9 protein-coding genes and 1 pseudogene are annotated in these 14,998 nt (G+C 72.5%); 6 read left to right on the forward strand and 4 right to left on the reverse strand.

The window, feature by feature from the left end:
• Window positions 1-95: 95 nt before the first annotated feature.
• Window positions 96-1,448: pseudogene (locus AB0K09_RS00735) on the forward strand (amidohydrolase family protein); the annotation flags it as partial.
• A gap of 215 nt (window positions 1,449-1,663) precedes the next feature.
• Entirely contained in the window at window positions 1,664-3,211 is a 1,548-nt protein-coding gene (locus AB0K09_RS00740) for an APC family permease (RefSeq protein WP_366063011.1), read from the forward strand.
• Window positions 3,212-3,217: 6 nt separating this feature from the next.
• Here AB0K09_RS00740 and AB0K09_RS00745 read toward each other — a convergent pair whose 3' ends face one another.
• Window positions 3,218-4,717: a CehA/McbA family metallohydrolase gene (locus tag AB0K09_RS00745; protein ID WP_366063047.1), complete on the reverse strand. Its 1,500-nt coding sequence runs from the start codon at window positions 4,715-4,717 to the stop codon at window positions 3,218-3,220.
• A 191-nt stretch (window positions 4,718-4,908) separates the two neighbouring features.
• Here AB0K09_RS00745 and AB0K09_RS00750 point away from each other — a divergent pair, with 191 nt between their 5' ends.
• From AB0K09_RS00750 to AB0K09_RS00760, 3 genes are all read left to right on the forward strand, one after another.
• Window positions 4,909-5,766, forward strand: coding sequence for a TIGR03619 family F420-dependent LLM class oxidoreductase (locus AB0K09_RS00750; protein ID WP_366063012.1), 858 nt, complete (start codon window positions 4,909-4,911; stop codon window positions 5,764-5,766).
• A 111-nt stretch (window positions 5,767-5,877) separates the two neighbouring features.
• Window positions 5,878-8,493, forward strand: a complete 2,616-nt coding sequence (locus AB0K09_RS00755) for a bifunctional FO biosynthesis protein CofGH (protein ID WP_366063013.1) — start codon at window positions 5,878-5,880, stop codon at window positions 8,491-8,493.
• A 70-nt stretch (window positions 8,494-8,563) separates the two neighbouring features.
• Window positions 8,564-9,706, forward strand: coding sequence for a hypothetical protein (locus AB0K09_RS00760; protein WP_366063014.1), 1,143 nt, complete (start codon window positions 8,564-8,566; stop codon window positions 9,704-9,706).
• A 131-nt stretch (window positions 9,707-9,837) separates the two neighbouring features.
• On the opposite strand, the gene AB0K09_RS00765 is transcribed toward AB0K09_RS00760, so the two are convergent.
• From AB0K09_RS00765 to AB0K09_RS00775, 3 genes are all read right to left on the reverse strand, one after another.
• A complete protein-coding gene (locus AB0K09_RS00765; RefSeq protein ID WP_366063015.1) occupies window positions 9,838-10,041 on the reverse strand; it encodes a DUF397 domain-containing protein in 204 nt (67 codons plus the stop codon).
• A gap of 172 nt (window positions 10,042-10,213) precedes the next feature.
• Complete coding sequence (locus AB0K09_RS00770; RefSeq protein ID WP_366063048.1) at window positions 10,214-11,071, reverse strand: helix-turn-helix transcriptional regulator; 858 nt, start codon at window positions 11,069-11,071, stop codon at window positions 10,214-10,216.
• Window positions 11,072-11,373: 302 nt separating this feature from the next.
• Complete coding sequence (locus tag AB0K09_RS00775) at window positions 11,374-12,141, reverse strand: GPP34 family phosphoprotein (protein WP_366063016.1); 768 nt, start codon at window positions 12,139-12,141, stop codon at window positions 11,374-11,376.
• A 417-nt stretch (window positions 12,142-12,558) separates the two neighbouring features.
• Here AB0K09_RS00775 and AB0K09_RS00780 point away from each other — a divergent pair, with 417 nt between their 5' ends.
• Window positions 12,559-14,898, forward strand: a complete 2,340-nt coding sequence (locus tag AB0K09_RS00780) for a D-alanyl-D-alanine carboxypeptidase (protein ID WP_366063017.1) — start codon at window positions 12,559-12,561, stop codon at window positions 14,896-14,898.
• Window positions 14,899-14,998 lie beyond the last annotated feature (100 nt).

Below are 14,998 nucleotides of genomic sequence, written 5' to 3' on the forward strand. Positions count from 1 at the left end.
CGCCGGGGTGGCCGCCTGCCGCTGCGGGTGCCGCTGCTGTGCGCCGGAGTGGGACCGGCCACGCTGGGCACGTGGGGCGGCTGGCTGCCGGCCGTGCGCCCTGGGACTGGCGCTCCTTCGGCGACTACCTCGACGCGCTGGAGGGGCGCGTCGCCGTCAACGCCGGCTTCATGGCCGGCCACTGCGCCCTGCGCCGCCACGTCATGGGGCCGGACGCCATCGGCGGCACCCCGGACGAGGAGCAGTTGCGCGCCATGACCGCGCTGCTGCACGAGGCGATGGAGGCGGGCGCCTGGGGCCTGTCCACGACCCGCTCGGACACCCACTCCGACGGCGACGGCAACCCCGTCGCCTCCCGGCACGCCCACCCCGGCGAATTCCTCGCCCTCGCGCGCGCGGTCGGCGAGCACGAGGGCACCCAGCTGGAGGCGATCGTGCCGGGCTGCCTCGACCGGTTCAGCGAGGAGGAGATCGGCCTGCTGGCCCGGCTCTCGGTCACGGCCGGGCGCCCGCTGAACTGGAACGTCTTCACCATCGACTCCGCCGTCCCGGAACGCGTGCCGAACCAGCTCGCCGCCAGCGAGCGCGCCCGTGCCGCGGGCGGCCGCGTCGTCGCGCTCACGATGCCCATCCTGACGCCCATGAACATGTCGCTCGGCACGTTCTGCGCGCTCAATCTGCTGCCCGGCTGGGGCGAGATCCTCTCCCTGCCCGTCCCCGCGCGCATCGACCGGCTGCGCGACCCCGCCGTCCGGGAACGGCTGCTGCGCGGCGCGCACAGCGAGGAGGCGGGCACCTTCCGGCGGCTGACCGACTTCGCGCACTACGTCATCGGCGACACCTACGCCAAGGAGAACGACGGCCTCACCGGCCGCACCGTCGCCGACATCGCCGCCGAGCGCGGCACGGACCCCTTCGCGTGCCTGGTCGACATCTGCGCGGCCGACGAACTGCGGACCGTCCTGTGGCCCACACCGACCGACGACGACCCGGCCAGCTGGGAGCTGCGCCGGCGCACCTGGGAGCACGAGGACGTGCTGCTCGGCGGCTCGGACGCGGGCGCCCACCTCGATCGCATGTGCGGCGCGCCCTACACCACGCGCTTCCTGGGCGACTGCCTGCGCGGCCGCCGGCTGGTCACCCTGGAGCGGGCGGTGCGGATGCTGACCGACGACCCGGCCCGGCTGTTCGGCCTGCGCGACCGCGGCCGCGTCACCGAGGGCCACCACGCCGACCTGGTCCTCTTCGACCCCGAACGGATCGACGCCGGCCCGGCCACGCTCGTCCATGACCTGCCGGGCGGGGGCCCCCGCCTGGACTCGCGGGCGGTGGGCGTGGTGAGCGTACGGGTGAACGGCGTGGAGACCGTGCGGCACGACGTGGTGACGGGAGCCCTCCCGGGCACCGTGCTGCGGTCGGGGCGGGACACCGAGACGGTGGGGACCTGAGGCCACGGGAAAATTTCGAACCGGGACAAAAGGGGCGGGGCTACGGTTCTCGCAGCGCCCGCCACGCCCCGTACACCCACGGTGTTACCTGGCGTAACCGTCGAAACGCCTTCGATCGACAGTTCAACACTCGTCGGGCAGGCTGGAATTCAAGATTCGAGGCGGCGGAGCCGGATCCACCGGCTGCGGAAACAGCAGAACCTAACGTCCTGCCCATGGTTGAGGCGGACCCGCGGCCCAGGGCCGGAGGAACGACAGGGCGCGTCGCGCCGGGCGACGGCGGCGACCTGCGCGCGAAGGGGCTCGGCGGCGATTCCGTCGGCCTGCTCGGCAGTGCCGTCATCGGCGTCTCCACCGTCGCGCCCGTCTACTGCCTGACCTCCACCCTCGGCCCCACCGTCGGCCAGGTGGGCGTGCGCACCCCCGCCGTCTTCCTGGCCGGCTTCCTGCCGATGCTGCTGGTGGCCTTCGCCTACCGCGAGCTGAACCGGGCCGTGCCCGACTGCGGCACGTCCTTCACCTGGTCCGTACGGGCCTTCGGGCCCCGCGTCGGCTGGATGTGCGGCTGGGGACTCGTCATCGCCACCATCATCGTCCTGTCGAACCTCGCGGGCGTCGCCACCTCCTTCCTCTATCTGCTCCTCGCCCGGCTCACCGGCAGCGACGCCGTCGCCGCCCTCGACGGGAACCGGCCCGTGCACGTCGCGACGTGCCTGCTCCTCATCGCCGTCGCCACGGCCGTCAGCTACCGGGGCATGACCGCGACCAAGGGCCTGCAGTACGCGCTCGTCGGGCTCCAGCTCGCCGTCCTCGCCGCGTTCGTCGCCCTGGCGATCGCCAAGGCGCGCTCGGGCGCCGTCCCCACCGCGATCGGCTTCTCCTGGTCCTGGCTCAACCCCCTCGGGGTCGGATCCCTCAGCGCCTTCACCGCCGGACTGTCCCTGTCGATCTTCATCTTCTGGGGCTGGGACGCCTGCCTGACGGTCAACGAGGAGACGGCCGGCAGCGAGCGCACGCCCGGCCGTGCGGCGCTCCTCGCCATGGCCGTCCTCATCGGCTCCTACCTGCTGACCGCGATCGCCGCCCAGATGTACTCCGGCACCGGCGAGGAGGGCCTCGGCCTCGGCAACCCCGGCACCGCCGGCAACGTCTTCGCCGCCCTGGCCGGCCCGGTCATGGGCCGCGCCCTGGGCATCCTGCTCTTCGTCGCCGTGCTGGCCTCGGCCGCCGCCAGCCTCCAGACCACGTTCCTGCCGGTGGCCCGCACGGTCCTCGCCATGAGCACCTACGAGGCCCTGCCGCCGTCCTTCGCCCGCGTCCACCCGCGCTTCAAGTCCCCCGCCCGGGCCACCGTCTGGGCTGGCGCGGCCACCGGCGTCTTCTACGCGGCGATGAGCTTCCTGAGCGAGAACGTCCTCATCGACACGGTCTACGCCCTCGGTCTGATGATCTGCTTCTACTACTCGATCACGGCGTTCGCGTGCGCGTGGTTCTTCCGCGCTGACCTGCGGAGGTCGGCACGGGACGCGCTCTTCAAGGGCGTCTTCCCGGTCCTGGGCGGCCTGCTGCTGGCGGCGGTCTTCGCCAAGACGCTCGTCGACATGTGGGACCCGTCCTACGGGAGCGGAAGCTCCGTGCTGGGGGTCGGGTCGGTGTTCGTGATCGGGGTGGGGCTGCTGGTGCTCGGCGGCGCGCTCATGCTGGCGATGCGGCGGCGCAGCCCGGCGTTCTTCCGGGGCGAGGTGCTGCCCCGGTCGCGCTGAGAGCCCCTACCCCTTCCCCAGGAACACCGGGTTCGTCAGCGCGACCATGGCGCCGTCCGGCTTCCGCACCTCCGCCCGTACGTACGCCGCGTACGACGGCGTCGTGCGCCACTCCAGCCGTCCGCCGGCGGGGAGGGGTGCGGTGAAGAGGCGGCCCTGGTCGGTGATGAAGGAGGCCGTGCAGTCCTTCGGTACACCCGAGACCTCCAGGCGCGCGGTGACCGCCGCGTCGGGCGCGGCGCGCAGCCGGTCGCCGATGCCCGCGTGGCCGCCCCGGCCGTCCACCGTCGTGAAGGACAGGGACACCGCCGAGGACTCCGCGATCCAGCTGCGGCCCGCCCGCAGGGCGGCGAGGAGGGCCGGGCGGGAGAGGTCGTCGGCGAGGACGACCGTCTGGGGGAGGCCCACGACCTGCGGCTCGCGGTGGGCGTCGCTGTTGCCCATGGCCGGCAGCCAGCGCCCGTTCCCGCCCCGCACGGCGGCGACGAGCAGCGCGTCCCAGGCGGCGACGGCCATCTCGTCGTCGGGAGTGTAGGGGCCGTTCCAGACCTCGACCAGGTCCGCGTCGTCGAAGCCGAACTTCCAGTTGCAGCCGACACAGGTGGCGAAGGGGTGGGCCGGGACGACCAGGCCGCCCGCGGCGCGGACGCGGCGCGCGAAGCGGGGGAAGACACCGTCGCGGGCGCGGTAGCGCCAGTCGACGAGGACGCCGGGGTCGGTGCCGAGGGCGAGGACGTGGCCGTTGCGGGTGGTGATCTCCTCACCGGTGAGGATCAGCAGTTCGCCGTCGGGGTGGGGGCCCCAGAGCCCCTGCCAGGCGCCGTGCGCCGAGGTGGTGTTGTGCTCGGTGGTGGTGATCCAGTCGAGCCCGGCGGCGCGGGCGGCGGCCGCGATCTCGGCGGGGGTGCGTCTGCCGTCCGAGTGGACGCTGTGGAGGTGATTGTCGCCGCGGTACCAGGCGCGGCCCCGGCCCTTGGCGCGCTGGGGCGGGTAGACGGGCCTCGGGGTGGTGCCCCGGGGCCCGTACCGCAGGGTGACGGTGACCTCGTAGGCCATGCCCTGCGGCGCCACCGTGTACGGGCCGAGGACGACGTGCCAGGTGCCGGGTCCGATCGGGCCCGCGAGATAGCCGGGCGTCGCCCGCTCGGCGCTCAGGGCGAACTCCGTGCGCGCCCCGCCGGACCAGCCGCGGAAGCCCTCGCCGCCCAGCTGCGTGCCGCGCTCGTCGAAGATGCCGATGTCACAGGCGTTGCCCTGGGTGCCGGGCGGCACGTCGGGCCGGTCGTAGGTGTAGGAGACGGCGATCTCGCGGACCCCCGGCGGCACTTCCACCGGCAGGTGGACGAAGTCCGGTGCGCCGGTCGGCAGCCGTCCGGTGACCTTGCGGGTCTCCTCATGGCCCGGGCCGCCGGCCGCGCCGGCGTGTGCGAACGTCACGGGTTCGAGGGTAAGCACCCCCGCCGCCCCCGCGACGGCGGTCAGCCTGAGCATGTCGCGCCGGTGCATCCACGCCCCCCAACGGGTCGGAATCACGGGTCGGAAGTGTCGCGATGGCAGTGTTGTACCCCCGGGTGGCGGCGAGGGGAACGCCGTCTTTCGTTCGTCTGTTGTGTGTCGGCCGGTTGTCGAGTGGCGCATTACGGCGCGTCAGGGCCTACCGTGGACCAGGGTCACATGCGACGACGAGGAGCCCCCGCATGCGCATCGCCACCACGATCTTCCTGACCGACGAGACGATCAGTCCGGTCCGGCTCGCCCGGGAGCTGGAACAGCGGGGGTTCGCCGGGCTCTTCCTGCCGCAGCACACCCATATCCCGGTCAGCCGTGCGACCCCGGCACCGATGGGCGAGCCGCTGCCGCGCGAGTACGGGCGCTGCCTCGACCCGTTCCTCGCGCTGGCGCAGGCCGCGGCCGTCACGCACCGGATCGGGATCGGGACGGGCGTCACGCTCGTCGCGCAGCAGGACCCGATCGTGCTGGCCAAGCAGGTGGCGACGCTCGACTTCCTCAGCGGCGGCCGCTTCACCTTCGGCATCGGCCACGGCTGGAACGTCGAGGAGGCGGCCGACCACGGCGTCGAATGGCGCACCCGGCGCCGGCTCGTCCGGGACCGGATGGCGCTGATGCGCGCCCTGTGGGCGAAGGAACCGACGGCCTACGAGGGTGAGTTCGGTTCCGTCCAGGAGAGCTGGGCGTTCCCCAAGCCGGTGCACCCGCCGCGGGAGCGCAAGGACGCCGAGCCGCTGCTGGGCCCGCGCACGCTGCTGGGCGGATCGCCCGGGCCGCGGCTGTTCGCCGAGATCGCGGAGTTCGGGGACGGCTGGCTGCCGATCGGCGGCGGGGGACTGCGGGAGTCGGTGCCCGCCCTGCGGCGGGCCTGGGAGGAGGCGGGCCGGCCGGGCGAGCCGGTCGTCGTGCCCTACGCCGTGCACCCCTCGGCGGAAAAGCTCGCCCACCTCGCGGACCAGGGCATCGAGGAGGTCGTGGTGGGGCTGCCGTCGGCCGGCGAGGCCGAGGTCCTGCGGGCGCTGGACGCCCACGCGGAGTTTCTGTAGAGCCTGCCCCCGAATCGTCCGGAGGCTGCCTCCGTCTGACGTGACGAGAGGCACACGGACCTGGAGCTTCCGGTAACTGGCGCCGTCGGCGTCCGCTCGTATGCTCGGACAATGACTTCGAGCGCACCACGACCCGAGCAGCCGGCAGCCCCGACCGCCAGCGCCATGCGGCGCGCGCTCCGCCGTGCCCGCGACGGCGTCGCGCTGGACGTCGCGGAGGCCGCCGTGCTGCTGCGGGCGCGCGGCGCGGACCTGGAGGACCTCTGCGCCTCCGCCGCCCGCGTGCGCGACGCCGGCCTTCGGGCCGCAGGCCGCCCCGGCGTCATCACCTATTCGAAGAGCGTCTTCATCCCCCTCACCCGCCTCTGCCGCGACAAGTGCCACTACTGCACCTTCGCCACCGTCCCCGGCAAGCTGCGCCGCGCGGGCGAGGGGATGTTCATGTCCCCGGACGAGGTCCTCGCCGTCGCCCGGCGCGGCGCGGAACTGGGCTGCAAGGAAGCACTGATCACGCTCGGCGACAAGCCGGAGGACCGCTGGCCCGAGGCCCGCGAGTGGCTGGACGCGCACGGGTACGACGACACCATCGCCTACGTCCGCGCCGTCTCCATCCGCATCCTGGAGGAGACGGGGCTGCTGCCGCACCTCAACCCGGGCGTGATGTCGTGGACGGACTTCCAGCGCCTCAAGCCGGTCTCCCCGTCCATGGGCCTGATGCTGGAGACCACCGCCGAGCGGCTGTGGAGCGAACCCGGCATGCCGCACCACGGCTCCCCCGACAAGGAGCCCGCGGTCCGCCTGCGGCACCTGGAGGACGCCGGCCGCAGCTCCGTCCCGCTCACCAGCGGACTCCTCATCGGCATCGGGGAGACGCCCGAGGAGAGGGCCGAGTCGCTGTTCGCGCTGCGCCGTGTCGCCCGCGCCTACCACGGCATCCAGGAACTGATCATCCAGAACTTCCGCGCCAAGTCGGACACGGCGATGCGCCGCATGCCGGACGCGACCCTCGACGACCTGGTCGCCACCGTCGCCGTGGCCCGCCTGATCATGGGGCCCGGTGCCTGCCTCCAGGCCCCGCCCAACCTGGTCGAGGGAGAGTTCGCGCGGCTCATCGGGGCCGGCATCGACGACTGGGGCGGCGTCTCCCCGGTCACCCCCGACCATGTCAACCCCGAGCGGCCCTGGCCCCGGATCGAGGCGCTCGCCGAGCACTCGGCCGCCGCCGGCTTCACCCTGAAGGAACGTCTCGCCGTCTACCCGGAGTTCGTCCAGCGCGGCGAGCCCTGGCTGGACCCCCGGCTGCTGCCGCACGTCCGCGCCCTCGCCGATCCCGAGACGGGCCTGGCGAACGAGCGGGCGGAGGTGCGCGGCCTGCCCTGGCAGGAGCCCGAGGACGTCTTCGTCCCCACCGGCCGCACCGAGCTGCACCGCACCATCGACACCGAGGGCCGCACCGCCGACCGGCGCGACGACTTCGACGACGTGTACGGCGACTGGGACGCCCTGCGCGAGGCGGCGGCGCCCGGCATGGCCCCCGAACGCATCGACGGCGACGTCCGCGAGGCACTGCGCACGGCCGCCGCCGACCCCACCCGGTTGACGGACGACCAGGCGCTCGCCCTGCTGCACGCCGACGGCCCCGCGCTGGACGCCCTGTGCCGGATCGCCGACGACCTGCGCCGCGCGACCGTCGGCGACGACGTCACCTACATCGTCACCCGCAACATCAACTTCACCAACGTCTGCTACACCGGCTGCCGCTTCTGCGCCTTCGCCCAGCGGCGCACCGACGCCGACGCGTTCACGCTCTCGCTGGAGCAGGTCGCCGACCGCGCCCAGCAGGCGTGGGACGTGGGCGCCGTCGAGGTGTGCATGCAGGGCGGCATCCATCCCGACCTGCCGGGCACCGCCTACTTCGACATCGCCCGCGCGGTGAAGAAGCGCGTGCCGGGCATGCACGTGCACGCCTTCTCCCCGATGGAGGTCGTCAACGGCGCCACCCGCACCGGCCTGTCGATCCGTGAGTGGCTGACCGCCGCCAAGGAGGCCGGGCTCGACACCATCCCCGGCACGGCGGCCGAGATCCTCGACGACGAGGTCCGCTGGGTCCTCACCAAGGGCAAGCTGCCGACGTCCACCTGGGTCGAGGTCGTGAAGACCGCGCACGAGCTCGGCATCCGCAGCTCCTCGACGATGATGTACGGACACGTCGACCAGCCGCGGCACTGGCTGGGCCATCTGCGGCTGCTGGCCGAGATCCAGCAGGCCGCGCTGTCCAAGGGCGTCGGGGGCTTCACCGAGTTCGTGACCCTGCCCTTCGTGCACACCAACGCCCCCGTCTACCTGGCCGGCATCGCCCGCCCCGGCCCGACCACCCGCGACAACCGCGCGGTCACGGCGATGGCACGGCTGCTGCTGCACCCGCACATCACCAACATCCAGACGAGCTGGGTCAAGCTGGGTGCGGAGGGCGCGGCCGAGATGCTGCGCTCCGGCGCCAACGACCTGGGCGGCACGCTCATGGAGGAGACCATCTCCCGCATGGCGGGCTCCTCCTACGGCTCCTACCGCTCCATCCGCGACCTCGTCGCCATAGCGGAGGCGGCGGGCCGGCCGTCCCGGCCGCGTACCACGCTGTACGGGCCGGTGCCCGAGGAGCGGCAGCGGGCGGCGCTCGCCTCGGACGGCCATCTGCCGGACCTGCTGCCGGTGCTGGGCAACGGCTGAGGGGAGAGTGTTGCGGATCTGTCGCCGGACCCCGACGGCCCGGCGACGATGACCGCATAAGGTGTCCGGCATGTCTTGGCCCCAGCACCCTCAAGAGCCCCAGCAGCCGCAGCAGTCCCCGCAGCAGCCGCAGAGCCCGCCGCCGCCACCGCCGCCCGGCGGAGGCTTCGGACCCGCTCCGACCTGGGGCCCGGAGGGCACGGGCCACGCCCAGCCGACCGTCTTCGCCCAGCCGGCCGTCGCCCCGCCGCCGGGCGGTCCGGGTGGCCCGGCAGGGCCCGGCGGTCCGGGTGCGCCTGTTCCGCCCCCGCCGCCCCACCCGTACGGGGCCGCACCGGCCTACGTGCCGCAGCCGCCGCTGCCGCCCCAGCCGCCGCAGGGCGGCAGCGGCGGCGGGAACAAGAAGACCCTGGCGATCGTGGGTGGTGTCGTCGCCCTGGCCCTCGTCGGCGGCGGGCTCGCCTACGCGTTCACCAGCGGCGGCGGCAAGGACAAGAAGGACGACCAGGCCGGCAAGGCCAAGAACGGCTCGGCCGGCGCCCCCGCACAGCCCGGCGGCGGTGCGGGCGGCGACGGTGCGGGTGGCGACGACGCGAAGGCGCCGGGCGACCGGCCGATGGTCGCCGGCTGGCAGACGCAGACCCGTCAGGAGCACTCCTTCCGCTTCGACGTGCCGGGCAAGGCCGACAACTGGAAGGTCTTCGACCCGGACACGGCCATCTCCTACACCGACAACGGCAAGCCCATCGTGGTGATGACCGGCACCGCCAACTACAAGGAGGGCGGCTGCGCCTCCAGCGCCAACCCCGACTCGATCGGCGAGGCGGGCAAGGGCCAGCTCGCCACCACCGGCACCACGGGCGGCGGCACGGACGGCGACCTCAAAACGAACGCCCGTAACTGGGCGGGCAACTGGGGCGTCATGGCGTACGGCGGCCTGGGGCACAAGCCGCAGATCCAGATCACCGACGAGAAGCCCTGGAAGCACAACGGCATCGACGGCTGGACGGCCACCGCCAAGGTCACCGTCACCAACCGGCCCAGCCCCTGTGTGCCGCCCACCGCGATCGTGAAGAGCATCGCCCAGAAGATGCCCGACGGCACCTTCCACGGCTGGGTCATCTACGCCGACCAGGGCGTGCCCGACGCGCTGAGCGAGGCGCAGATCGACAAAATCATGGGCACGGTTCGCGTGGCCAAGGGCGACGGCTGACGGCCCACCGCATGCGAAAGGGCCCTCCCGGCCGGGGCGACGGGCCGGCCGGGAGGGCTCTGTGGGGGGTACGTCGGTACCGGCGGTCCGATACGGCGTTGTATCGCTATGCCGGGAGCTCGGTCTCCGTATCAGCTGCCGTGGGTGCCGTCGGTGACGGTCGAGACGAAGGCGGTCCAGGCCTCCGGGGAGAAGCCGAGGGCGGGGCGCTGCGGCTCCTTGGAGTCACGGACCGCGATGGACCGGGGCCGGAAGGAGGCGACCTCCACACAATCGCCGTGCGCGAGCGAGTAGGAGGACTTCCGCCACGTGGTCATTCCCTGCTGAATCGCCATGATTACTCCGATGCCTGTGAGTATGCCTGTCAGATCAGAACGCCGGTTTCCCGAGGTGCGGTCGACGTTACGCGCCAACATCACTCGGTGAATGGGTCGTTCACTCGACCGGATGGCATATTCCAGGCGGCCCTTCCCCGTGCGGTGGGAAGAGGTGTACCGTTCCGCCTCCTCAGTCGGCCCAGTCCTCCGCGACCCGCTTGATGAACCGCCGGGTGTCCTCCGCGTTGAGGGCCTGCATGCGCAAATGCTCGTACATCACGCTGTACGCCTGCACGTCATTCGGCTTCTCCAGATAGAGATCGCTGGTGATGCCCTCCAGATAGACCGTGCTCGCGTCCTGCGGGTCGTGGAATTCCAGAATGGAGAACTTGCCGTACATGCCCGGATGCGCACCGACGTCATAGGGCAGCACCTGCACCGTGATGTGCGGCCGCATGCTGAACTCCACGAGGTGTTCCATCTGTTCGCGCATGATGGCGCGGCTGCCGACGATGCGGCGCAGCGCCGACTCGTCGATCACGGCCCACAGCCGCAGCGGGTTCTCCGGGTCGGTGATCCGTTCCTGCCGGCGCATGCGGACCTGTACCCGCCGCTCGACGTCGGCCGACGTGGCCTCCGGCCAGGAGCCCTCGGTCACGGCGCTGGCGTAGTTCGGCGTCTGCAACAGGCCGGGCACCAGGGAGCCTTCGTACACCCGCAGCGAGGCGGCGTCGGTCTCCAGACCGATGTAGACGCTGTAGGGAATGTCGCCGAAGGCGTGCCACCAGCCCTGCTGGCGCGACTCCTTGGCCATCTGCATCAGTGAGTCGACGATCCGGTGGTCCTCGACGCCGTACACCCCGCACAGATCGCGGACGTCGCGCTGGCTGATGCTGCGACGGCCGTTCTCCAGGCGGCTGATCTTCGACTGCGAGACCAGTAGCCGCTCGGCGACCTCTTCGGCCGTCATGCCCTTGAGCTCACGGAGCTTGCGCAGCTCCTGCCCCAATCGGCGCCGCCTTACGGTGGGGTTGACACTGGACGCCACGGGACGCACCTCCGGCTCCGTCATGCTGCTGTCTCCTGCTCGCAGCCTGCCACCACTCGCCGGGGCGGCGCTGGGAAATGCCGACACATAATCCGCTTGTGATGACCATGACGGCGCCGCCGTTCCGGGAGCACGCGCGAGGAGCGGCGGGCCCGGCAGTCCAAGGGACTGCCGGGCCCGCCACCCCGCGTCGGGAACCGGAGGGGTGCGTGTGGGTCGGGGTCGAAGGGTGCGGAGGTGTACTGCGGTGTGCTGGGTGGGCACGGGCGGCGCCCGCGCTCACGGATGGTTGATGAACCGTTTCACGTGGCGCCCGCGCGGGCCATGACGCCTGCGCGACGTGTCGACGACTGCGCCGGGACGCCGCCGGACTCGACACCGGTCCGTACGGTCGTGCGGCGCGAGGCGCCGCCGCCGGCCGCGGCCGCGGCGCGCCGGGGCTGCGCGGCGACGCCGTTCTGCACGTCCATCACCGCGTGCGCCACGAGCCCGCCCATCGGGTCGTGCCGGATGAGGTCCCGCAGCCGGGACCGCGAGGACCGGCCCTCGTTGCCGGGGTAGAGATGCTTGCCGAGGCCGACCGCGTGGGCCAGCGCGGCGAGCGCCGCCGTCCGGGGGTCCGGCGGGACGCCGGTGCGGATCGCGCTGTCCAGCCGGGTCCTGATCTCCCGGCTGATGGCCGTGTCCGTGGCCTGGTAGCGCGTGGTCGGCAGCACTCCGCACATCTGGCCGGCCACGGCATGCACCATGCCGCACCGCTCCAGGTGCGTGAGATACGTCTGGCGCAACCCCAGCCGGGGCCCGCCGATCCAGTGGACGGCCCGCACCGGGCTGCCGCGGCGCCGCAGCAGTTCGAGCGCGGTGTCCAGGGTCGGATCACCGGTCGGCCGTGGATGCACCACGGCGATACGATCCCCGTCAGGGGCTATCCGTCCGGCCAGAGCCAGCTCCACTAGCTGCGCTCCGGCGAGACCGAGGTCGAGCGACTGCGGCTGCGCCGTGGTCCCCGTCGCCGGGTCCAGGGCGAGCAGCAGAAGCTCCTCCGGAATTGTTCTGCGGCTCCTGCCCATCCATGCCTCCCCGCGTGGATGTCTGACAGGGTGACCCCTCTCACATTGGTCTGTCGAGAGTGCGTGGTGGCTTCGTGCGGGAACCGGTAGGTATGTCGTCTCGTCTAGCACGTGGGTGAAGCCGGCAGAAGTCCTCTGAGGTACGGTCGCGCGCCGACAGGGCATGGACAGTGGACACTGTTGGACATTGGGTTCGTTCAGCGGGGCGTGCGCGCCCCGCCTCGGCATATGGCGCGGGAATTCGAGGAGGCATCGGTGGCGGGCGAGTCCCCCGGCAAGTCGGAGCAGCGGAAGTCGTCGGGGGAGACGACTGTCGGCGAACGCGACCCCAGGCTCGGGATCATTCGTGATTCGGGCCCGACGGCGCGCCCTGCCGCGCGCAATTCCGATCCCGAGCAGGAGGGCGCGGAGGCGCCCGTGAAATCTCCGACGACGGACGGTGACGAGCGCGACGACCGTCTGAAGGCGGCGGTCGCGTCGTGGGTGTCCGGCACGGAGGCCTCCGAGGGCGGCGAGGACGACACGGACGGCGACGCGACTGCGGCTGCCTCCGGCGGTGAGGCCGGCAAGGGTGCCGCTGCGGGTGCCGCCGGCAGCGGGGATGCGGACGCCGGTGGGTCCGGCGACCGTGCGACTGCCGTGTTCGGCGCTGTGCGCCCGGGCGGCGGCAGTGCTGCCGCTGGCAAGGCTGCCGCCGACGCCGGGAAGCCGGCCGCTTCCGGCGATGACGCCGGCTCCGGCGAAGGGGCCGCTAAGCCTGTCGATCGTGCGACTGCTGTGTTCGGCGCGGTCCGTCCGAACGGTGACGGTGCTGCCGCTGGCAAGGCTGCCGCCGACGACGAGAAGCCGGCCGCTTCCGGCGACGACGCCGGCAAGCCCGCCGATCGTGCGACTGCTGTGTTCCGTGCGGTGCGTCCGGGCGGCGACGGTGCTGCTCCTGGCAAGGGAGCGGCCGGCGCCGAGAAGCCCGCCGACCCGGCGGAGAAGCCGGACTCCGCTTCCGGCGATCAGCCGACCGCCGTGTTCGGCGCCGTGCGTCCGAACGCCGGCAAGGACGCCGCCCCCGCGCCGGCCAAGCCGGCGAACGGTGACAAGCCCGTCGACCGGTCGACCGCCGTCTTCGGCGCCGTACGGCCCAAGAGTGACGGTTCTGCGCCCGGCAAGGGCAAGGGCACGGACTCCGCCGACCAGCCCACCGAGCTCATGAAGGCCCCCGAGGCCCCCAAGAGCGCGCCGAGCCAGTTCGTGCCGCTGAAGAAGGACGAGGACGCCGCGAAGCCGGCGTCCAAGCCCGAGCCCAAGGCGGCCAAGCCTGCCGCGGCCAAGCCGAGCGCGGCGCAGCCGGCCGCTGCTGCCAAGCCCGCCATCCCGGTCTCGGTCACCCCCCCGACCGGCACGCGCGTCCCGCCCGTCCCGCCCGCCGGCCAGGCCCCCGCGCCCGGCCAGGCCCCCGCCCCGCTCGATCTGCTCGCCCAGCTGACGAACACGCCGCCCCCGCCGGAGACCCCGGTGCGCACCGCCGTGCGCCGGGTGAAGATCTACGCGCCGCTGGTCGTGCTGCTCGGGATCATCTTCGTCGTCGTGCAGGCGTTCCGCCCGCTGCCGGACCCGAAGCTCGGCCTGGGCCCGAAGAAGGCCTACACGTTCGAGGGCGGCAAGGCCGCCTTCGTCTGGCCCGAAGAGGGCCAGTCCGCCGTGAAGGTCGTCGGCGCCGGTGACGTCGGTACCTCCGGCGAGCAGAAGCCCGTCCCGACGGCGAGCGTCGCCAAGGTGATGACGGCGTACGTGATCCTGAAGAACCACCCCCTCAAGGACGGGGACCGGACCAGCAACAAGGTCACCATCGACGAGCAGTCGGAGAAGGAGGCCGGCGCCCAGGACGAGTCGCGGGTCCCGGTCCGCACGGGCCAGGAGTTCTCCGAGTACGACATGCTCCGCATGCTGCTCATCCCCTCCGGCAACAACATCGCCCGCCAGCTGGCCCGCTGGGACGCGCAGTCCGAGGACGCGTTCGTCAAGAAGATGAACGACACGGCCAAGGACCTCGGGATGACGAACACCACGTACACCGACCCGAGCGGTCTCACCGCGACGACCAAGAGCACGGCGGCGGACCAGGTGAAGCTCGCCGAGGAGGCGATCAAGAACCCGGTCATCCGGGACATCACCCAGCAGCCCAACGCCGACATCCCGGGTCTCTCGCCGAGCCGCATCAACAACAACAACGACACGCTGCTCGTGAAGCACACCGGCGTGCTGGGCATCAAGACCGGCTCCAGCACCCAGGCCGGCGGCACGCTGATGTGGGCGGCCCGCAAGACGATCGACAACAAGGAGTACCTGATCGTCGGCGCGACGATGGACCAGCACTTCAAGGGCGGTCCGGACCCGAACGCCGAGAACAGCCTCACCAAGGTCAAGAACAAGAGCTACGAGCAGCTCACGGCCGTGCAGCAGGCCCTGCGCACCGCCACCGTCGTCAAGAAGGGCGACGTCGTCGGCTACGTCGACGACGGCCTGGACGGCCGCACCCCGGTCGTCGCGACGAAGGACGTCGTCGCCGTCGGCTGGCCCGGCTTCTCGACGAAGTTCGCGCTGGAGACGACCGGCAAGAAGCTCCCGCACACGGCGAAGGCCGGCACCGAGGTCGGGCAGCTGACCGTGGGCAGCGGCCCGAGCGCGGTGAAGGTGCCGGTGGCGCTGCAGAAGGCGCTGGCCGAGCCCTCCTTCGGGGCCAAGCTGGGCCGTCTGGGCTAGCCGGGACCGGCACCGGGCTCCCGGTCCGCACCCATGCGTGCGGACCGGGAGCCCTTTCGGCCCGTCCGGCCGGATTCGTGCGGCGTGCTAGCGTCGCGGG

Origin of the sequence: Streptomyces sp. NPDC049577, assembly GCF_040675635.1 — a bacterium.
Classification (GTDB): domain Bacteria; phylum Actinomycetota; class Actinomycetes; order Streptomycetales; family Streptomycetaceae; genus Streptomyces.

Bases quoted from the DNA above. Each gene is read 5' to 3' on its own strand.
- AB0K09_RS00740 (WP_366063011.1), top strand. From the start codon at position 1,664: ATGGTTGAGGCGGACCCGCGGCCCAGGGCCGGAGGAACGACAGGGCGC.
- AB0K09_RS00745 (WP_366063047.1), bottom strand. From the start codon at position 4,717: ATGCACCGGCGCGACATGCTCAGGCTGACCGCCGTCGCGGGGGCGGCG.
- AB0K09_RS00750 (WP_366063012.1), top strand. From the start codon at position 4,909: ATGCGCATCGCCACCACGATCTTCCTGACCGACGAGACGATCAGTCCG.
- AB0K09_RS00755 (WP_366063013.1), top strand. From the start codon at position 5,878: ATGACTTCGAGCGCACCACGACCCGAGCAGCCGGCAGCCCCGACCGCC.
- AB0K09_RS00760 (WP_366063014.1), top strand. From the start codon at position 8,564: ATGTCTTGGCCCCAGCACCCTCAAGAGCCCCAGCAGCCGCAGCAGTCC.
- AB0K09_RS00765 (WP_366063015.1), bottom strand. From the start codon at position 10,041: ATGGCGATTCAGCAGGGAATGACCACGTGGCGGAAGTCCTCCTACTCG.
- AB0K09_RS00775 (WP_366063016.1), bottom strand. From the start codon at position 12,141: ATGGGCAGGAGCCGCAGAACAATTCCGGAGGAGCTTCTGCTGCTCGCC.